The organism is Mycoplasma struthionis, from assembly GCF_003855455.1.
GTDB lineage: Bacteria > Bacillota_I > Bacilli_A > Mycoplasmatales > Metamycoplasmataceae > Metamycoplasma > Metamycoplasma struthionis.
Genome location: NZ_CP034044.1, coordinates 176,533 through 197,805 on the forward strand (window position 1 = coordinate 176,533; position 21,273 = coordinate 197,805).

General features: G+C 27.5%; 17 protein-coding genes. 4 read left to right on the forward strand and 13 right to left on the reverse strand.

Annotated elements, in window-relative coordinates; translation table 4 throughout:
* Positions 1-16: 16 nt before the first annotated feature.
* Entirely contained in the window at positions 17-2,131 is a 2,115-nt protein-coding gene (gene ftsH / locus EGN60_RS00650; protein ID WP_124724181.1) for an ATP-dependent zinc metalloprotease FtsH, read from the forward strand.
* Between the two features lie 97 nt (positions 2,132-2,228).
* Entirely contained in the window at positions 2,229-2,756 is a 528-nt protein-coding gene (locus EGN60_RS00655; protein WP_124724182.1) for a variable surface lipoprotein, read from the forward strand.
* On the opposite strand, the gene EGN60_RS00660 is transcribed toward EGN60_RS00655, so the two are convergent.
* Complete coding sequence (locus tag EGN60_RS00660; RefSeq protein ID WP_124724183.1) at positions 2,717-3,019, reverse strand: hypothetical protein; 303 nt, start codon at positions 3,017-3,019, stop codon at positions 2,717-2,719. The two genes, EGN60_RS00655 and EGN60_RS00660, sit on opposite strands and share 40 nt — an antisense overlap.
* A 135-nt stretch (positions 3,020-3,154) precedes the next feature.
* Positions 3,155-3,772 (reverse strand): DUF402 domain-containing protein, encoded by a 618-nt coding sequence (locus EGN60_RS00665; protein ID WP_245979673.1) that lies wholly within the window; start codon positions 3,770-3,772, stop codon positions 3,155-3,157.
* Positions 3,773-3,943: 171 nt separating this feature from the next.
* Between EGN60_RS00665 and trmB the strand changes: the two genes are divergently transcribed.
* On the forward strand, positions 3,944-4,558 hold the full coding sequence (gene trmB / locus EGN60_RS00670) for a tRNA (guanosine(46)-N7)-methyltransferase TrmB (RefSeq protein ID WP_124724184.1): 615 nt from the start codon (positions 3,944-3,946) through the stop codon (positions 4,556-4,558).
* A 187-nt stretch (positions 4,559-4,745) separates the two neighbouring features.
* Entirely contained in the window at positions 4,746-7,481 is a 2,736-nt protein-coding gene (gyrA, locus tag EGN60_RS00675) for a DNA gyrase subunit A (protein ID WP_211324457.1), read from the forward strand.
* A gap of 168 nt (positions 7,482-7,649) precedes the next feature.
* Here the strand turns inward: gyrA and EGN60_RS00680 are convergent, their stop codons facing one another.
* From EGN60_RS00680 to EGN60_RS00730, 11 genes are all read right to left on the reverse strand, one after another.
* Complete coding sequence (locus EGN60_RS00680; protein WP_124724185.1) at positions 7,650-8,600, reverse strand: ABC transporter permease; 951 nt, start codon at positions 8,598-8,600, stop codon at positions 7,650-7,652.
* Positions 8,590-10,572, reverse strand: coding sequence for an ABC transporter permease (locus EGN60_RS00685; RefSeq protein ID WP_124724186.1), 1,983 nt, complete (start codon positions 10,570-10,572; stop codon positions 8,590-8,592). The genes EGN60_RS00680 and EGN60_RS00685 overlap by 11 nt, the downstream gene beginning before the upstream one ends.
* Complete coding sequence (locus tag EGN60_RS00690) at positions 10,572-10,769, reverse strand: hypothetical protein (RefSeq protein WP_124724187.1); 198 nt, start codon at positions 10,767-10,769, stop codon at positions 10,572-10,574. Before EGN60_RS00690 ends, EGN60_RS00685 begins: the two co-directional genes overlap by 1 nt.
* 26 nt (positions 10,770-10,795) lie before the next feature.
* Positions 10,796-12,424 (reverse strand): ABC transporter ATP-binding protein, encoded by a 1,629-nt coding sequence (locus EGN60_RS00695; protein WP_124724188.1) that lies wholly within the window; start codon positions 12,422-12,424, stop codon positions 10,796-10,798.
* Between the two features lie 28 nt (positions 12,425-12,452).
* Entirely contained in the window at positions 12,453-13,802 is a 1,350-nt protein-coding gene (locus EGN60_RS00700; RefSeq protein ID WP_124724189.1) for a BMP family ABC transporter substrate-binding protein, read from the reverse strand.
* 230 nt (positions 13,803-14,032) lie between these two features.
* Positions 14,033-14,626, reverse strand: coding sequence for an ECF transporter S component (locus EGN60_RS00705; protein ID WP_245979675.1), 594 nt, complete (start codon positions 14,624-14,626; stop codon positions 14,033-14,035).
* 367 nt (positions 14,627-14,993) lie between these two features.
* Positions 14,994-16,370 (reverse strand): M17 family metallopeptidase, encoded by a 1,377-nt coding sequence (locus EGN60_RS00710; RefSeq protein WP_124724191.1) that lies wholly within the window; start codon positions 16,368-16,370, stop codon positions 14,994-14,996.
* A gap of 4 nt (positions 16,371-16,374) precedes the next feature.
* Positions 16,375-17,751: a M17 family metallopeptidase gene (locus EGN60_RS00715; RefSeq protein WP_124724192.1), complete on the reverse strand. Its 1,377-nt coding sequence runs from the start codon at positions 17,749-17,751 to the stop codon at positions 16,375-16,377.
* A 212-nt stretch (positions 17,752-17,963) separates the two neighbouring features.
* Positions 17,964-19,688 carry a hypothetical protein gene (locus EGN60_RS00720; RefSeq protein WP_124724193.1) on the reverse strand — a complete coding sequence of 575 codons (1,725 nt, stop codon included), beginning with the start codon at positions 19,686-19,688 and terminating at the stop codon, positions 17,964-17,966.
* A gap of 60 nt (positions 19,689-19,748) precedes the next feature.
* Positions 19,749-20,396 carry a uracil-DNA glycosylase gene (locus EGN60_RS00725; RefSeq protein WP_124724194.1) on the reverse strand — a complete coding sequence of 216 codons (648 nt, stop codon included), beginning with the start codon at positions 20,394-20,396 and terminating at the stop codon, positions 19,749-19,751.
* Positions 20,386-21,246: a methionyl-tRNA formyltransferase gene (locus EGN60_RS00730; RefSeq protein WP_124724195.1), complete on the reverse strand. Its 861-nt coding sequence runs from the start codon at positions 21,244-21,246 to the stop codon at positions 20,386-20,388. The genes EGN60_RS00725 and EGN60_RS00730 overlap by 11 nt, the downstream gene beginning before the upstream one ends.
* Positions 21,247-21,273 lie beyond the last annotated feature (27 nt).

Genomic DNA, 21,273 nt, shown 5'->3' on the forward strand with positions numbered 1-21,273 from the left:
CTAAGAAAGGAAAATAATGGAAGAAAAGTCAAAGAAAAGAAAACTGACATGAATTCATATGATACTAATATGAATTGGTGTGGTTTTATTAGTGGCTGGAATTATAGCGATATATACTTACGTTAGACGTTCATTAATTAATTATCAAACTATTCCTGTATTACAAAAAGTTATTGAACGTGCAACCGCAAATACAAATGACGATGTTTATTTATCTGCATTTAGTGATGATAGGTTTGCAAAAACAATTCAAGTCACATTGAATGCTCCAAGTGGTGTAATTGGAGAAATAGTAAATAATCCTAACTATTTTGGTAATTCTTATTCATTTACAGTAATTTTAAGTGGATTTGCTGAAAGAAGTTTTGATAAAGATATGCTAAATTGAGCAAAAATAGTAGATCCTAATGCAACATTAACAGATGCTTTAATTAAAGCAGTTGCATCACCAACAGGAAACGGTACATTTACATTTGCTAAATTACCAGAACCAAGCATTTTTGCTTCAATATTTATGCCTGCTTTACAAATTATGGGTTATGGTATTAGTGCAATAATAATGCTAACATTTTTAAGATGAATCATGAGTGGTGGAAGTTTAATGGCTGGAAACCCAATGGGAAATCAAAAATCATTAGCTCAAAAAATTCATAGTACTAAAAAATTCACAGATATAGCAGGAAATGAAGAAGCTAAAGAAGAAGTATCTGAATTAGTTGACTATTTAAAAAATCCTAAAAAATATGAAACAGCTGGAGCGAGAATTCCTAAAGGTATTTTATTAGGGGGTCCTCCAGGAACTGGTAAAACTTTATTAGCTAAAGCAACAGCGGGTGAAGCTAATGTTCCATTCTTTTTCATTTCAGCATCTAACTTTGTTGAGATGTTTGTTGGTTTAGGAGCAAAAAGAGTTCGTGATATGTTTGCTGAAGCTCGTGAAAGTGCACCTGCTATTATCTTTATTGATGAATTAGATGCTGTTGGTAGAGCTCGGGGTGCTGGTATTGGCGGAGGAAATGATGAAAGAGAACAAACACTTAACCAATTACTAGTTGAAATGGATGGTATGAAAGAAAATAGTGGTATTTTAATAATGGCGGCTACAAACAGAACTGACGTTTTAGACCCTGCACTTTTAAGACCTGGTAGATTTGATAGAACTATAACTGTTGGATTACCTGATGTAAAAGAACGTGAAGCTATTTTAAAATTACATGCTAGAGGAAAAAGAATTGATCCATCAATTAATTTTGCAAAAGTATCTAGAAGAACTCCTGGTTTTTCAGGTGCTCAATTAGAAAACGTAATTAATGAAGCTTCATTATTAAGCGTTCGTGAAAGAACTAAATTTATTACAATGGCTCAAATTGATGAAGCTATTGATAGAGTTATTGCAGGTCCTGCTAAAAAATCAAGAACTATTTCACAAAAAGAAAATGAAAGAGTTGCTATTCATGAAGCTGGACATGCTGTTGTTTGTCTTAAAATAAAAGGTGGAAACAAAGTTCAAAAAATAACTATTATTCCTCGTGGGCAAGCTGGTGGTTATAACCTAATGATGCCTGAAGAAGAAAAATACAACCATTCAAAATCAGAACTTTTAGCAATTATTACTTCATTTATGGGTGGTAGAGCTGCTGAATCAATTATTTATGGCGATGGAAATGTTTCAACCGGAGCTAGCGATGATATTGCAAAAGCAACAAACATAGCTAGAAAAATGGTAACCGAATGAGGTTTATCTGATTTAGGACCTATTAAATATGAAGAAGACTCATCTACTCCTTTTTTAGGTAGAGACTATATGAAAAATGCATCATTTTCTAATAAAGTTGGTCAAGAAATTGATGATGAAATTAGAAAAATAATTTTACAAGCCGAAAAAGATGCAGTTAAAATAATTAAAGAAAATATTGAACTATTAAAATTAATTAAAGAAGCCTTAATTATTAATGAAACTATTGTCGCTGAAGAGATAGAATACATTGAAAAAAATATGGCTTTACCTAAATCTTTAAATGAAACAAAAGAACAATTAAAAGAAGAATTTTCAGAACAATCATTTAACGATTTATTTGACTCAGTTACTGAAAATACAACACAAAATGATGATAAGAAAAATGAAGAATAAAACTCTTCGTTTTTTAATTTTTTTTAAAAAACAACTTTATTTTAAAATAGTTTATAATAATTAATGAATAGAAATTAAAAATTGAAAGGTATAGAGAATGAAAAAATCTTTTAAAATTTTATTATCAATCAGTGCAGTTGCTCCTATTTTAGCAACTCCTGTGATAGCTGCAAGTTGTACAAAAGAAAAAGAAACAAAAACAAACACAGTTGTAACCCCTCCAGCAGGTAACGAAGGTAAACCTGAAGAAGGTAATGGCGCTGCTCCTACAGTTGAAAAATCAGAACAACAATTATTAAACGAAGCAGTTACAGCAAGCAAACCTGTTGTAACCTTAACAGCAGAAATGAATACCGAATTATTTAATGGTTTAAAAGATGGTTCATACGGTATATGATACGAAAGAAATGACAAAAAACTTGTTTTCATTAAAAGCCAAGATAATCCTGTTTGAAAAGCAAAAAAAGACAAACAAGTTAATGTTAACGATTTTGCATCATTATCAGGCATCAATTTAGATAACTATCAATTAGCAAATGCAAAAGAACCTATTTATAAAGAAACAAATATTTCAGCAAAATTAGATTATACTTTTACAGCAAAAACTGAAAATGCAAAACCATAAATTACAATTACAGCTAAATTAGCTCAATTCAAGGGAAGAGGAAATGCTCCATTAATTTCAGAAGGATCATTAACAATGAAATTAGAATTAAATGAACCTACTGCAACTACTTCTTCTTCTGAAGAAAAGTAACCTTCACCAGAATCTGCAGCAACTACACCTTCTTCTGCTGGAAAACAAGCCGAATCAGGCTCAAGTTCAGCACCAGCTGGAGAAACAGGAACAGCAAGTAATCCAACCTCACAAAGCGGTTCTTCAAACAACTAAGGTGCAGCAAAACCTGCTGCAGCAGCAAGTGAAGACGCAACAAGATCTAACACTTCATCAAGATAATAAAATTAAAAATAGGCAAAGCTTTATGCTTTGTCTTTTTTAAACAAAAAAACAGCCTAAGCTGTTTATAAATCACCGGCTTCTTTTAACATCTTTTCAAGTCCTTTAATTAACTTAGATGAAAAAATCCCATTTTTTGTATTATGTTGGTCATATAAATAATCAAGTTCATCATATAACTTATAAACCAATTTTAAAGAGTATTTCATTTTTTTAATATTTGTTTTAAAATCATATCAATCAATAACATTGAATTCTTTATCAGAACCATAACTTTTAATATCTAAATCAAAGTCAATATATTTAATTACTTCGTTTTCAATAAAAAATGGACTAGCTAAATTTACATATATATAGTTACCTTTGCTTTTATTTAAAGTTATTGAAGCATTATAAAATCTATTCTTAGCAAATAAAAATAGTGTAGGTTCAGATACAACTCATTTGATCTCATCTTCTGATACTTTTGTTTTATATAGTAATACAACAACAAAGTCTTCTAAATTAGCAACAATTTTTGCTCCTTCATATTGTCTATATAAAGTACCATCGTATTTAAAAGCTTGTATTGAAGTCATTTGACCCATTTCATATAATTTTCTATGGGTTTTCTTTATTTTATTATTGTAATCAGGTTCATCAAAAAGATCCTGAAAACAAGTTATTTTGTCTTCTTCACACACGATAAATCTCCAATTTTTCTAGCAGTTTTTATAAATAAAATATCTTAATATAAATAAAAAAATGTTAAAAATTATTTTTTTACTAATTAAATAATAGCATATTATTATTTAATAAATTACTATTTTATTTAATTAGCAATAATAATCTAAAAAATTGTTAAGATTATTATTATGAGATTAAGACACAATAAAGATGCTTTAGACATTATTTTAAATTCAGAATACTCAATCAATTCTTTTCCTTATGAATTAAATAATAAAACTGTTTTAGAAATAGGAATGGGTAAAGGAAAAATGCTTTGTGAGTTAGCAAAAAATCATCCTGAAATTACATATATTGGTTTAGAAAAATATTCAACACCTGCTTTAAGTGCTTTAAAACGCTTTAAAGAAGCAAAAATTACAAACGCAAAAATTTTAATAGGTGATGCTATAAAAATTGAGGAATATTTTAGCAATAAAATTAATACAATTTGACTAACATTTTCTGACCCATGACCTAAAAAAAGACATTTTAAAAGAAGATTAGTATATAGAGATTTTTTAAAAAAATATGAAAGCATTTTAGCTGAAGATGGAATTATTTATTTTAAAAGCGATAATGACTTATTATACGAATTTGCTTTAGAAGAACTACAAGAATATAAAGCAAATATTATATATAACACTACTGATTTACACAACTGCGATTATGATATTGAAAACCATTTCACTGATTATGAAAAGAAATTTAAAGAAATGAATAAAAATATAAATTTTATTGCTTTTAATTTTTTAAAAAAATAAACTTATTTTAATATTTTAAAGTCCAAAAATAAACACTTTTTTTGTATTACAAACATAAAAATTGTGTTTATTTTTTTTAATTAAAAAACTTTAAAATTTAAAGCTTAATTTTTTTGATTTATTTAAATAATGATATTTTGGTATAATTAATAATATATTAATATTTAATATATTAAACGGAGGTGTAATGATTAAATTCGATCCTGAAGATGATAAAAAAAGAAAAGACGAAGAACTTCAAGATGATGATGACAAATACTATGATTTTGATGACACAATAAAAAAAGTGTTTGATGATGAAGAAAAAATTGTCGTTGAAGATGATGATGAAGAAGTAATTCCTCAAGATAAAGAAGGATATACAGTTAAATCTCAAATTTTAGAAGTTGAAACAAATGGGTTACAACCTGCTGATTTAGCTAGAGTTATGAAAACTTCATTCATTGAATATGCAATGAGTGTTATTGTGGCTAGAGCTTTACCAGACGCAAGAGATGGATTAAAACCAGTTCATAGAAGAATATTATATGGTATGTCTGAACTTGGAATGTTTCATACAGTGGCTCATAAAAAATCAGCTAGAATTGTTGGGGATGTTTTAGGGAAATATCACCCACATGGTGACTCATCAGTTTATGAAGCTATGGTAAGAATGGCTCAAGACTTTTCTTTACGTTATCCTTTAATTGACGGTCATGGTAACTTTGGTTCAATAGATGGTGATGAACCTGCTGCTATGCGTTATACTGAAGCAAGAATGAGTAAAATTGCTGGGGCTATGGTTGATAGTATTAAAAAGAATACTGTTAACTTTATAGACAACTATGACGGTTCTGAAAAAGAACCAGTAGTATTACCTGCTAAATTTCCTAATTTATTAGTTTCTGGAACAAGTGGTATTGCAGTTGGTATGGCAACTAATATACCACCTCATAATTTAGGTGAAGTAATTGATGCAGTTTGTGCTTTAGCAAAAAATCCTGATATTACAATTCAAGAATTAATGCAATATGTTTTAGCGCCAGATTTTCCAACAGGTGGAATAGTATTCAATTATGCAGGTTTAATAAGTGCTTATGAAACTGGTCGTGGTTCAGTAACAATAAGATCTAGAGCTCATATTCAAGAATTAAGCAATGGCAAAAGCAAAATTATAATTACTGAAATTCCTTATGAAGTTAAGAAAACTGAAATAATGGAAAAAATTGCTGAATTATTAAAAGATAAAAAAATTGATGGAATTGCAGATTTTAGAGATGAATCTAATAGAGAAGGTATAAGAATTGTAATTGATATTAAAAAGACATATGTTCCTGAAGTTATTTTGAATCAATTATTTAAATTAACAAGATTACAAACTAACTTTTCATTTAATATGATTGCTTTAGTTAATAATGAACCTAAATTATTAAATTTAAAACAATGTTTAGAAGTTTATTTAAAACACCAAATAGATGTAACAACTAGAAGATTACAATTTGATTTAGAAAAAGATTTAGCAAGAGCACATATTTTAGAAGGTTTAAAAATTTGTGTTGAAAATATCGACAGAGTTATTCAAATAATTAAACAATCAAAAACAGATTCAGAAGCTCAACAAACTTTAGCTAAAGAGTTTTCACTAACTGAAATTCAAACAAAGGCTATTGTAGAAATGAGATTAGGACGGCTAACTGGTTTAGCAATTAAAAAAATGAATGAAGAATTAGTTCAAGTTCATGAAAGAATTGAAGAATACCGTAGAATTTTAGGAAACTATGATTTATTAATTGAATTAATCATTAAAGAACAACAAGAAGTTAAAGAAGCATTTAATGACAAACGTCGTAGTGAAATTAATTGAAATGAAGCAAGTAGTATTGATAATGAAGATTTAATCCCACAAAAAGATGTTGTTATTACTTTAACACATAATAATTACATTAAACGTTTAGATATAGAAGAATATCGTGAACAAAAAAGAGGTGGTGTAGGTGTAACAACTGCTAAGACATATCAAGACGATGATATTAAAGATATTTTAGTAGCAAATACACATACAGATTTACTATTTTTAACAAGCTCAGCGAAGGTTTATCGTATTAGAGGACATGAAGTACCTATTGGTACAAAACAATCAAAAGGAATACCTATTATAAACGTTATACCTTCAATTGATAAAGATGACAAAGTAATTAAAATCTTATCAATTAATGATTATAAAGATGATGAATATTTAGTAACCATTTCAAAACATGGGGTTATTAAAAAAACTGCTATCAGTGCTTATAAATTAATTAATAAAGCTGGAAAAATAGCTTTAAGTTTAAGAGATGAAGATGAGTTAAAAGAAGCATTAATAGTAAATGAAGCAGAAGAATTAACAATAGCTGCATCAAATTCAAGATTAGTAAGATTTGATATTCAAAGCGTTAGAGCAATGGGAAGATTAGCAGCTGGTGTTAATGGAATTAAATTATCAGATAAGGATGAAGTTGTTTCAGCTTCTTCTTCAAGAGAAGGTAAATATATATTTAGTTTAGGCGAAGAAGGATTTGGTAAACTTACATTAATGGAAAACTTTAGAAAAACAGCAAGAAATGCATCTGGAGTTTTAGCATTAAATAGTGATAAAGCTGGTAAATTAATTTTTGCAGCGAATGTACATGGTTCAGAAGATTTAATTATTATGGCTAGCGATGGAATTGCTATTAGATTTTCATTAAAAGATGTAGCTATTGTAGGAAGAAATTCTAAGGGAGTTAAATTAATTAACTTAAAAGGAAGAAACTCAAAAATAGTTGCTGTAGCTAAAATAGTAGATGAAGAAAGTGGCGATAACTTTGATCGTGAATTAAATAGCGAAGAATTAAAAGAAATAACCGCTGAAATAAATTTAGATAATTTAAATACTCCTGAAGATTCTAAACAAGAAGGAGAATAAAATAACTGTTTTGCAGTTATTTTTATTTCAATTAGTTGTATAATTATAGTGTATTCGAAAGAATACTGTAGTTGCAAACTCAAAGATCACTTTAGGTGATCTTCTTTTTTTTATTTTTAAAAAAATTGAAACAAAAAAGTCGCCGAAGCGACTCTTTTTTAATAAAACTTAACGTTTTGATTTGTCATAGGTTATTCCCGATGCAGCAGGGGCGTGAGATTTGCGTGCCGTTAAAGCAATAACTGCTAAAGCCGAAACATAAGGAATCAATGTAAATAGTGCTTGGTATTGGCTTAAACCAGGAATAAATGATGGAGCTGAGAAAGCGAATGCATATAATCCTGAGAATAAGAATGTAATTGCTGAAATGATGTAAATATTTCATTGACCCATAATCATGATTGATAGAGCTAAATATCCATATCCTAGAACATCACCATTAAATGATGAAGGTCTTGCTTGAGCAAAGAAACCACCAGCAATTCCAGCTATAAATCCTGAAATTAATACACCTTGTCATTTATATGAATTAACATTAATACCAGCAACGTCAGAAGCTTGTGGGTTTTCACCAACACTTCTAAATCTTAAACCTCATTTAGTCATGTATAACATTATGGCTGATAATACAATGATTAAAAGAGTTACAAATATTTTTAGTGAGAATACTTCAAATCTACCAGCTGAGAAATCAACTATATAAGCCAATTCTTGAATATTCATAGCTGGTTTTTTGTTTCCATTACCAAAAATATCTAATAAAATGATTGCTAAACCAAATGCTAATAAGTTAATAGCAAAACCAGAAATAGTATGATCACTCTTTAATTTAATTGTTGCAAAACCGTGAAGTGATGCAAATAACATACCACCTATTCCGGCAATAGGTAAAGCAAGAAGTTGTCAGAAGGAATGAGATGCTCCTTCTGTTCCTAATGATGATGTTAGAACTTGCGCTACTACTAAATAAATAACACAACCCATTGACATCATCCCGTTGATACCGATGTTAACAATACCAACTTTTTCACTGAACATACCTGATATAGCACCTAAACTTAAAACACAGAAGAAGAATAATAAATTTTGATGTATATTAATTGATAAACTAGCAAGCATTATTTTCTCCTCTCTTTAAGTTATTTAACATAGTGTCAGCAAATTCTTTATACATTGTCATGTATTTTTGTGAAACTGTTTTTAAATCAGCTCTTTTTTGTTGAACAATATCAATTTTTTCAAAGTAACCTAACTCATGCATTTTGCTTGAGATTTGTTGTTTTTTATCACTTATGTCTTCAAAATATTTTAATGTTTCTGCATCTGAATTTTTAAAGTTCATAGCTTTTTCTAAATATTCATTTGACATGTTTTTTTGTTCTAATTTCATTTTTTTGATTAATGAATTATGTGATTCAGGTTTATTTTTGAAAATTGAATAATCAAAATTATCTACATAATCAAATTTAAATGTTGTTTCTTTATCAAGTTTTAAGTTTTTGTAAACTGTTTTTGCATCCTTAATTTGAGTCTTGTAAACTGCAACTTGTTGTTTTTGCATTTCAATTTTTTGTAAATCTTTTGTTTCAGCTGATTTATTTTCTAATTTAATAGCTTTTTTGTAATCTACTAAAACTTGTCTTTGTTTTTGAACTTCTTTAGCTAATTCTAATTTTTCTAATCAGAATTTTTTAAGAACTTCGATTTTGTGTAAATTCATTGCATGTTTTTGATTTTTAGCCATTAATGAATTTAATAATTGAGTTTCATTATTTTGATCAATTTTCATTTTTATATTATGAACAGCCATACTATATGACGCAATTGATCTTGCTTTTTTGCTTTCCAACATATGAAGTTTCATTGTAGGAATGAATTCAGAGTGAACCATTGTAGCAAATGCTCTCTTTGTAAATTTATAAGGTTTAAATGTCATAAATAATTGAGAGATAGCTGCTAGATAAAGAATTAATGCTGTTGCAACACTAACGTCATCTTCTGAAAGATATAATGGTCCTCTTGTTAAGTATAGTTTTGAACTATAAATTATTGTATAGAATAATGAGGTAAATAGAATACCTACAGGAGCGTTTAATGCTAATAAAGAAATTGCTATAGATTCAAAACCTAAAGCAAGCGGCGTGTCGACTGAACGAAATACTGGCGCCGTTTCTTTTAAAACATATCAATAAAATCCTGCTACCCCTGCTAAGGCTCCTGAAACACCCATAACTACAACAGTTGTTAATCTATCATTAACTCCCATGTATTTACCGTTTGTTTTTGAAATACCTTGCATTTTTATTTTGTATCCTAAAGTTGTAAAGTTAAAGATTATTGTAATAATTGTTACTAATAAAATTAATGCAACGATTCCACCGATAACAAATCCTAATTTAACTTTGTCATCAATAATCCCTAATGCTTTTGTTCCATTTTCATCATCAGCAAAAAATGTTTCTGTTTTACCTTTTGAAATGAAAATAGCTCCAACTGCTTGTTTTTTAAAGAATAATGATGCTAATCCAACAACTATTCAGTTAAGCATAATTGTTGAAATAACTTCGTGAACATTTAAATAAGCTTTTAAAGCTCCTGCTATTGATGCAATAATAAATGACAATACTATTGATAATAATAATGTAAATGCTAATCAACCAGCAGGTATTGTTTTTGTTGAATCAAAGTTTAATGAGATAAAGATAGCCATTGAAGAAAGACCGGCCATCATCATTTGTCCACTAATACCGATATTAAAGAGACCTGCTTTAAAACCTATTGCTGATGCTAAACCTGCAAAACCAAAGATTATAAAGTAGAATTTAAAGTTATCAGCATTTGAGGCATTAAAACTTTCACCTATTTTTTTAAAAATGTCTGAAATACTAATTGAATCAACGAATGGGTTTAATTGACCTTTAAATACCATATATATTAAAGAAATTAAAACCCCAAATAATAAAGCTCATAATGAAGAAGCAACTTTTCTTGCTAGGCTTCTATTTGATTCTAGTCTTACAAGTTGTGACATCTTTTTACTAAAAGAAGACATTAAAGACATGAATTTACTTGGTTGTTTTGTTTCTTGCATTATTTGTCTCCTTTCATTTGTTCATTATATAGCGATTCAAATAATGATTTATCCTTTAAAATATTGAATTCTTCATTCTTTTTAATCAATAAATCTTGTTTTTCTTTTTTAGCTAAAGCAATATTTTCATAAATTTCTGAAAGTAGGTTTTTTTCAACGTTTTTACCTTTTTTAGCTATAAAAAGATTTGATTTCAATGATGCTATTTTTAAATTAGCTTCATCTAATAAACGTGAATATTTTTAGTTAAGAAAGTACGATAATTGTCATTTGCATCATCTATTGTCTTAGCAATTCATCATCTATTGTTTTCTTCTTCATTATTTGATGAAGACATATACTTACCAATTTCATCTCTAGTAATTTTTTTAGCATCTTGAATAGAAATTATTTTTCCTTCATTAATAACTGCAATTGTATCGGCTAAAGCTAAAACTTCATCTAATTCATAAGAAATTAATAGAATTGCTTTCCCCCTTTGTTTTTCTGCAATTATTTCACTATGAATATTGGTTATAGCACCTATATCCATACCTCTGGTTGGTTGAACAATGATAATGAAATCATGTTCAAATTCCATTTCACGTCCAACTATAAATTTTTGTTGGTTACCACCAGATAATGATCTAGTTAAACTCTTAGCACCTTGTGAAGATCTAACGTCATATTTTTGAATAATTTCATTTGTAAATTTATTAATTTCTTTGCTTTTAATAAATCCACCTTTTTCAAAGGCTTTATCTCACAATCTTCTAATTATTGAGTTTTTTTCTAAAGTAAAGTCTAATATTAAACCATGATGATGTCTATCGGCTGGTATATAAGCCATATGATCTTTACTTCTTGAATATGCTGTGTTTTTTGTTATATCTTTTAATTCAAAAGATTTAGTATCAGGATTATAAACTCTTAGTTCGACTGTCCCTTTGTGAGGGAATTCTAATCCACCACAAATGTATTCTAATTCTTCCTGACCATTACCGGCAACTCCAGCAACAGCAAATATTTCTCCTGCGTGAACATCAAAAGAAATATTTTTTAAGTTTTTAGTTAATTTTGTTGTTGTTATATTTTTTAAAGAAAATACAACATCATCTCTTTTAGCTGGTTCTGTATTTTTAATTTCAACAATTTCATCACCAACCATTGCCTTAACAATTTCAGACATTGGTGTGTTCTTAACTTCAAAGTTACCTGCAACTTTACCAAGTCTTAAAACTGTAGCATTGTCAGCAACTTGTTCTATTTCTTTTAATTTGTGAGAAATAAATAATATTGTTTTCCCATTTTTTTTGAAAATTTCAAATGATTTTAATAAACCTTGAATTTCTTCATCAGTTAAAACTGCTGTAGGCTCATCAAAAACTAAAATATCGTTACCACGGTATAACATTTTCATAATTTCAACTTTTTGTTGCGTTGAAACTGTAGCTTCACCTGATTTTTGGAATAAATCAAAATGAAGGTTGTAAATATTTTGTAAAGTTTTTATTTTTCTAATTGCGATCGTTCTATCTAAAAATCCACCATTTTTGGTTCATTCTTCTCCCAAAATGATGTTATCTAAGTTTGTGTAAACATCAACTAATTTAAAATGCTGGTGAACCATACCAATACCTAGGGCATTAGCATCATTTGGTCCGGTAAAAAATACCTTGTTGCCGTTTATATAGATTTCACCGCTTGTAGGTTCATATAATCCAAATAAAACGGACATCAAGGTACTTTTTCCAGCACCATTTTCGCCGATTAGTGCATGTATTGTTCCTTTTTTAACTTTAAAAGAAACTTTATTATTTGCCACTATTCCGGGAAATGTCTTAGTTACATTTACGAATTCTACTGCATTCATAAATATAATTAAATATTTGCTGTTTTAATTAACTTCTTTTGTTAATTTCGGTCGCAAGTTGATTTAGTCTTTGACCAACTGGGTTTACTTCAGCTGCATCAGCCCCCATTGTTACTCTACCGGAACTTAATCATCTGTATAAAGTTTCGTTCTTTTCTAATTTTTCGAATTCTGCTTTACCTTCTGCAAGATATTTATCTGCTTTAACTTTGTCTTCACCTAATAAGTGTGATGGAGAAACTGCTACTCAGTTTTTGTCAACACCGTTTACTAAGTTTACAGTTTTTGAACCGTATTTAAATCCACCTAAAATTTCGTCATTCATACCAATTCCGGTTGCTACACGTGCTACTGCATCATAAAATGCTTGACCAATGTTCTTTTGAATTGATGTAAAGAATCTATCACTATTTTTTGAAACTGATAAAGCTTGATCAGTATCAACACCAACAACTAAGGCGTCACCTAAGTTTGGTGAGTTAACAGTAACGTCTGTCGCAGGACCAGCAACGGGTAAAATTAAACTTGGGTTAGTTGCTAAACGTCCTTCAATAACACCGTTCATTTGTTGACCAACAGTGAATCCTGAAGTTAAATTAACTTCTGGTTCAGATGTTCTAACTTTTTTATCTTCATTTCCAGGTTGAGAGTTAAAGTATAAAACACCTTTCATGAAACCTTCATTAAAGTCAGTAACACCAGGGAATGCACCACCACCAAAGGTTGTAAATGTTCTTTTAGCCTCTGGTTTTTCTGATAAGAATTTAGCTGCAGCATAACCTGCTATAAAAGCAGCTTCTTTTATTTTCATATTTAAGAAAATACCTGTTCCATCAGTATCAGGAATATTTGCACCGAATGGACCGTTATCAAAGTCTAAACCAATAAGTGTGATTTTCTTTTCTTGAATTTTAGCTTTGTTTGCTTGGTATCATGTTTTGATATTGTCTGCATGTAAGAAACCTGGTAATACAAATACTTGTGCACCACTGTTTAATGCTAAATTATATGCATCTGTAAATTTTCCTTCTTTAACTTCATAAATGTCATATTTATCACGAGGAATATCAGGGTTTTGTTTATTAGCAAATGTCAAAATAGCTTCTCAAGCTGATTGGTTAAATGATTTATCGTTGTAATCTCCAGCATCTGTAATAACAGCTATTTTTTTAACGCTTTTAGCTTGTTCTGGTGTTAATTTAAATTTATCATCTGTGTTGATATTAACAACTGTTGTTTTTGGTGATTTAGGGTGTGTATATCCTGTAGCTGAAACAGCTCTTTTGCCACCTCCACAACTAGCGGCAACAAGAGGAATACCAGCCATAGCTGTTAATCCAGCGCCAATGCTTAAAAATAATTTTGTTGATTTTTTCATTATCACTCCTGTAATGTTAGTTAAGTTAAAATTAAATAAAATTTGTTCACCTATGACTTATAACTGAACAATTAAATTATAAATTATATGGTAGTAAATAATAAAAACTTAAGAAAAATAAATGAAAAAATTGAAAAAAGACTGAATTTTCACAAAAAAATCAATAAAAAGTAAGAAAAAAACAAAAAATTTTACTTTTTTGTTTTATTATATGTTGAAAGATTCAAAAATTAATATGTTTGAATTTTATTTGTATAGAAGTTTATTTTGTTTCTTATCATTAAAATTACTGGATAAATTGCAAAAATTATCATTGTGTAAAATGGTATTTCTAATAGACTTTTAAATATAATAGGAATCATAAAAATAGGGTAATATGTTTTATAATCTCAAGTTCCTGATCTAAAACGATTATGGTAATTTATGTAAGCAAAAGGACCTCATAATCATCTTGTAATAATAAGAGTGAAAAATACTGTTAATAAAATACTAAATAATAAAGCCATATTTGCTTTTGTATGAAACTTTTTAGTTTTTAAATACAATGAAAACATTGTTATTGATGCTATTCAAATTAATAAAAGTCCTATTGTTCCGATACTTAAAACAAAGTCAACAGATAAAACTCTTTTTCTTTTTATAGCTAATTCATTAATTGGAATTTGATTGTAATAAATACTTAAAATGGTAATAAAAATAGCTGAAATAAAAGCTAAGAAAATAAAACCAAATAATCAGCTTCTTTTTTCTTTTAATAAAAATAGTCTACATAAAAAACCACTAATAAAAGCAATTACAACTGGAACAATGGCATACTCAATCATTCATGTACTAATTCCATAAATTATTTGACTAATTGTATCACATAATATACCTAATAGGGCTCCTTTAAAAGGCCCTAAGGCTAAACCAAAAATGATAAATATTGCATAAACTATTCCAATATTAAAAGCACCTACAAAAACATATTTTTCAAGTAAAGAAGCAATTGAATAAATTGCTAATAATATTCCCGCTAAAGCAACTTCAAATACTGTTATTCTATGTTGCTTTAATTTTATTTTTCGATTTATATCATAAAAAAAGTAACCATCTAACCTCCAAACAAAAAATTAATAATTTTATTTTACATAATTTTTTTAGACATTAAAAAAATTCCCATTATTTTTGGGAATTTTTACAAGTTAAAAATTATTTTAAACCTAATTCAATTAATGTTCTAACCATTGCAAACATTGGTTTTTCGTCAACATCACAAGTTCCTGCAATGTCTAAATGTAAATATTCAGTGTTGTTTGTAAATTCTTTTAAAAACATAGCAGCTGAACATGAACCAGCATTTCTTGTAAAGTCAGTATTTTTTAAATCAGCAACTTTTGAGCCTTTCATGTAAACTAAAAAGTCTTTGTCAAAAGGCATTCTTCAGATTAATTCATGTTGTTTTTTAGCAGCTAAACTAATATCATTTCATGCTTTTTCGGTAGTTGCTCAAACACCTGTATATGTGTCTCCTAAAGCTACAACCATTGCTCCTGTTAATGTTGCAACGTCAATTAATCTTGTAGCATTTAAATATTTTGTAGCATAGCATAGACCATCAGCCATTACTAAACGACCTTCAGCATCTGTATTGTTAACTTCGACTGTTATACCATTTAATGCTGTTCAAACACTGTCAGGTAATGAAGCATCTCCATTAACTCTATTATCTGTTATACACATAATTGCAGAAACGTTTGTGTTAGGTCTTAATTGAGCTATAGCTTTCATAGCAGCAGCTACTGTAGCTGCTCCACCCATGTCATATTTCATTCCACCCATGTGACGACCTGTTTTAATATTATAACCACCTGAGTCAAATGTAATACCTTTACCTACCATAACAGTTTTTTCTTTTGAATATTTATTTCCTGTATATTCAATAATAACAACTCTAGGTTCAAAAGTAGAACCACGGTTAACTGATAATAGTAAACCCATTCCTAATTTTTCAATTTGCTTTTTGTTTAAAACAGTAACTTTTAAATTTTTAAATTCTTTTAATTCTTCAACAGTTTTTTCAGCTAATTGTTCTGAATTTAAATCATTAGGAGCCATAATTCCAAGTGTTCTAGCTCAGTTTTGAGCATCAATAATAACACTTGCTTTTTTGAATGCTTCTTCAGCTTCATGAGAAGGTTTTTCTAATAATAAGCTTAATTTGCTTTTGTTTTCTTTTTTAGTGTATGTTTTTTTATTATATAGTTTAGCAGCAGCGAAATTAATTCCTTTTGTAAAAGCATCAATAACTTCTGAAATTGATAGTTTTTCAACTAATACAAATGATGCCAAGTCAATTTGATAATCTCTAGCAGCTTCATAACCTAAATTAACAGCTAAATCATAAATAGTGTCATAATCAACTTTTGTTCTTTCACCTAAATATACATAAGCTAATTTTTTAGAATGGTATTCTGTGATTGCTAAGTTTTTTTCAACTAATTTTTCTGGTAAATTATCGTCTTTAAAGATTCCTTTTAATAAAAATGAATCATTTCTTTTAGTGTCTAAATTTTTAATTAATTCCATAATTTTATTTTTGACCTTTCGCAAGTTCTACTAAAGTTGAAACTAAAACACCTAACCCCATACCATTATTATCAGCTGTACCAGCAACATCACAGTGAATTAAATCAACACCATTACTAAATTCTTTTAAGAACATTGCCGCTGTATTAGAATCAGATTTTTCTGAAGTTGAGTAGTTATTTAAATCTGCTACTTTTGTTGATAAATTAGGTTTGTGATAGTCTTCATGCATTGGCATTCTTCAAACTTTTTCATGTGCTACTGAAGCTGCGCTTGAGAATTCATCTCATCTTGAATCGCTTGTTGAATAAATTCCTGAGAATGTTTTTCCTAATGCTGAAATCATTGAACCAGTTAAAGTAGCAACATCTACTAATAAAGAAGCTTTTAGATTTTTAGCACCATAAAATAGCCCGTCAGCTAATACTAAACGTCCTTCAGCATCTGTATCTGTAATTTCAACTGTTTTACCACTCATTGAAGTAACAACTGATTCAGGCATTGTTGGTTTGTTATCAATTGCATTATCTGTTAACATCATAACTGCTGAAACGTTTGCTTTTAATTTAAGTTGAGCTATTGCTTTTACTGCATATGCACAAATTACAGAACCTGACATGTCAAATTTCATGCCATCCATGTGGTAACCTTTTGTATTATAACCACCTGTATCAAAAGTAATTCCTTTACCTACAAAAACATATTTTTCTTTTGAAGAAGGATTTCCTTTATAATTAACCACAACTACACGAGGTTGATATGAACTTCCTGAATTAACTGCTAATAATAAGTTCATGTTTAACTCTTCGATTTGTGTTTTTGTTAAAACATTAACTGTTAAATTATCAACATCTCCTAAATCTTTTTTAACAAATTTAGCAATGTATTCGCTTGTTGCAATGTTAGGAGGTGTAATTTGTAAATCACGAGCGCTGTTTATAGCATCTGCGATTATTAAAAGTTCTTTTACAAATGTTAAATATTCTTTACCTTCATAATATAAAGAAACTTCAGGTTCTTTATTATCCTTTTTAGGTTTTTTATCGCTTTCTTTTGCTGAGTAAAGCTTTGCATTATGGAATGCTGAACGCATAACAAAAGCTCTAAAAACTTCTTCAATACTTACAACACCTTCTTTAACAAATGAAGCAATATCTATTTGAATGTTTCTACGTTTTGATAATAAAACTTTATCTACTACTTTTAAAAAGTCATAGTAATTTTCAACATCTTTAGGAATAAAAATGTAAGCTGTATTTTTATCTAAATTTTCAGTAATGTGATAGTCTTTTTGAGCAACACATGAACAGAATTGACTTCCTTCATATGCCGCTCTCATTAACATTTCATCATTACGTTTTTGTTCGTAATTTGAAAACATATAATTCCTTTCTTAATATATTAATAAACTATTAATAAATATATTATCTAATAGTAATTTAATTATAAAGGTTTTTTGTATTATTTATTAAAGCTTAGTTAAAGTTTTATTTTCAAACATGTTATTAATAATAAAAGACAATTTTTTTATATAAAAAAGAAAACAATTTAGAAAAACAAAACCATGGCCTTTAAATAAATAAGGCCTTGGTTTTAGTTTTCTCTTTTTAAAAATTCGTTTGTTGATATAAATTCATCAAGTGATGGAAAAACGTTAGAAAGCATATAATATGCTAAGACATTTATCATTAGTTTCTTATTTTCATTATACATTTTTAAATCATTACCTAAATTTTTATCTCTAAATACTAAATTAAATTTATTTGAAATTGGAAAGTTTTTAGGATTTAAAAAAGCATAAGATTTTTTTAAATCTATATTGAATTCACTTACTAAAAATGTGTATGTTGATAAAAGAGTCGTTGAAGTTGCTTGAAGTCCTGTTAAAACTGTTTTAGAATTATTATTTTTAAAATCATTTTTATCAAATAATATTGATTCGTTGGTTTTTAACTTTTCATATTCTTTCATTAATATATTTTCTCAAGAAACAGATGAATCAATTAATATAGGATTTGGGACTTTGTTTTTAGTTAATTTAGATAAATAAATTTTTGCTTCTTCGCCTTTATAAACTGGATGTAATTTAAACAAGTAATTGTATTCTTGAGGTGGGTATAACTCCATTAATTTATCAAAATATTCTTCTATTTCTTTACTTGCTTCAAGATTATATTCAACTCTATATTTTCCTTGATCAGCTAAAGAAGTATATTTTGTAAATAAACTAGAACCTAAATAAATTAAATTCTTTTTGTTTTTATCATATTCTTGAGGTTTATCTAAAAGCTCAAGCAAACTTTTATTTGATAATTTATTTATATCATCATACAAACTTATAACTTTATTAAAATCGAAATTATAGCCTTTATCTAAATAGCTTTTATTAACATTAATTGGAAAATCATAAACATCTATTTTATATTCAGATTTATTTAAATTTTCAATTTCATTATTGAAAAAATCAATATATCTACCATCAATGTTATATATTTCAATATAGTTTTTAAGTCTATATAAATTATGATAATTCATATCTAAAGTTTCTTTATCACTATTAACAAATTCAATAAATTGTTTTTGAATTTGTTCTTCACTTAAGACATCTTTTTCAGTCTTTACTCAATTTAAATAATCATTGTTAATAAATTTAAAGGGTTGAGCATTGCCGTCTGGCAATAAAATTATTTTTTTAGCAACCTTAAATAATTTATTTCTTGTCGCATCATCTAAGTCATCAAAAGAAATGTCACACATAATTACATTAGCTTTTTTATTGTTATTTAAAGCTAAATAATTAATATATTGTTCAAGTTCATGTTTAGAATCAACAAAATTTGCATAACTAATGTCTGTTTTATTGTTAGTTAAATACTTTGTATTAGAAACGATTCCTAATTGTCCATCTTCAGTTTTTAAAATATCTCCATATTCATTTAATATATTTTCAAAATTAAATCTAGAAATACTGTTTTCAGGATTATAAACTTCTTCATTCATTAAATATAAAATCTTTTTATTTACATGTTCTTTTAATTTACTTAATTCTAAAGACAATAAATAAAAAGAGGTGTTGTAAAATTGACCAGCATTTCTTGAAAAATAAATGCTAGGACTTTCATCATTAGCTAAATAAGTTGCTAATTTAAAAAATCTATCATAATTTAAATGTCTTGTTTCAGTAATACTATATTTCTTTAACTTTTCATAATCACTAATAGTTAATGCTGAATTAGAACTTTTATTTTCACATGATAGTACAGTTAAGGGAATAGATATTAATAAGAAATTTGATAAAATTAATTTTTTAAAATTCATATTATTAATTTTATGCTTAATTTAAACAATTTTTTAAAAAGTTTATTAAAAAACACCTTTTTAAAAGGTGTCTCATTTTATAATTTCTTTATTTAATTTTTTAAGTTCTTCATTTACTAAATAAAAAATTCTAGAATCTAAAAAGCCTTTATTACAAGACAACGGCGAAGGATGAGAAGTTTCTAAAATTATTTGATTATTTAAATTTATTAATTTGCTTACAAATTTTTTTGCTTGATTACCTAAAATAACATAAATAATATTTGAATATTCTGTGTTTAATTTATTTAATAAATTTATATTAAAAGTTTCTCAACCTTTATTTTTATGTTTTAAACTAAAACCTATTTCAGTGCTTAAAATCATATTGAGCAGCAAAACACCTTGATTTTTTCAATTTTCTAAATTATTAGTTTTAAAATCTACATCTTTATAGTCTTGTTTAATTACTTTAAAGATATTTTTTAATGAAGCGGGTGTTTTTTTATTAAGTGAAGAAAAAGCTAAGCCATGTGCATCTTCAATATTAGGATATGGATCTTGACCTATTATAATAACTTTTAAAGTTTCAAAATTAAAATTTTTAAAAGCATTAAATATATTTTCTTTTTTAGGACAAAGATTTTTTAAATTCAATATTTCTTTTATAGTTTTAAAATATTCTTTATTTTCTTCAGTTTTTAAAAAAGTTTCAAAATTAAAACTCATGTGAAACTTTTTTCTTTCCTTCAAATTGATATTCTAATAAATAAAGTTTTTGATCTTTAAATTGAATATTTAAAGGCACTGCAACTTTATTTTTAGTAGCTCTATATATTTTTAATCTTTTATTATTTAGCATAATATAAGCGCCCGGTTGATCATTAAAAGCTCTTATTTTATTTAAAGCTTCTTGTGCATTCATTTCTAAAAATAGTTCAGCTTCTTCATTTGAAATTTTAGGTGCTAAGGTTACTTTTGATTCATCTTGAATTTGATAAGTTGCTTTGTTTTCTTTTATTTCAGAAATTCAATTACCTAAATTTTCAATAGTAGCTTTTGCTAATTTATCAAAAAGTTCTAAAGCTGTGTCAGTTTCAAGAATTTCAACTTCAGCTTTGCCATACATATTTCCAGCATCCATTTTATCAATCATTTCAATTAAAGTTATTCCTGTTTTCTTATCGTCATTTAATAAAGCATATTGAATAGGGGCAGCTCCTCTATATTTTTCAAGTAAACTTCCATGAACATTTAAAGGCATAACTTTAGGTAATTTTAAAATGCTATTAGGAATAAATTGACCGAATGATGCTGTTATAAAAAAATCAAAATCTAAATTTGAAAGTTCTTCATATATTTCTTTAATTTTATTTGGTTGATAAAGTAAAATATTGTTTTCTTTTGCTAGTTTAGCAACTTCTGTTTCAATTGGTTTTTTATTTCTATCAAGTTTATTATTTGGTTGACTAATTAAAGATTTTATTATAAATCTATCGTCTTTTAAAAGTGCTTCAAATATTGATTTTGAAAATGAGCCTGTGCCCGCTAATACTAAAGATATTTTTTCTGTTTTCATATTTTAAATTATACTAAAAGTGAATAA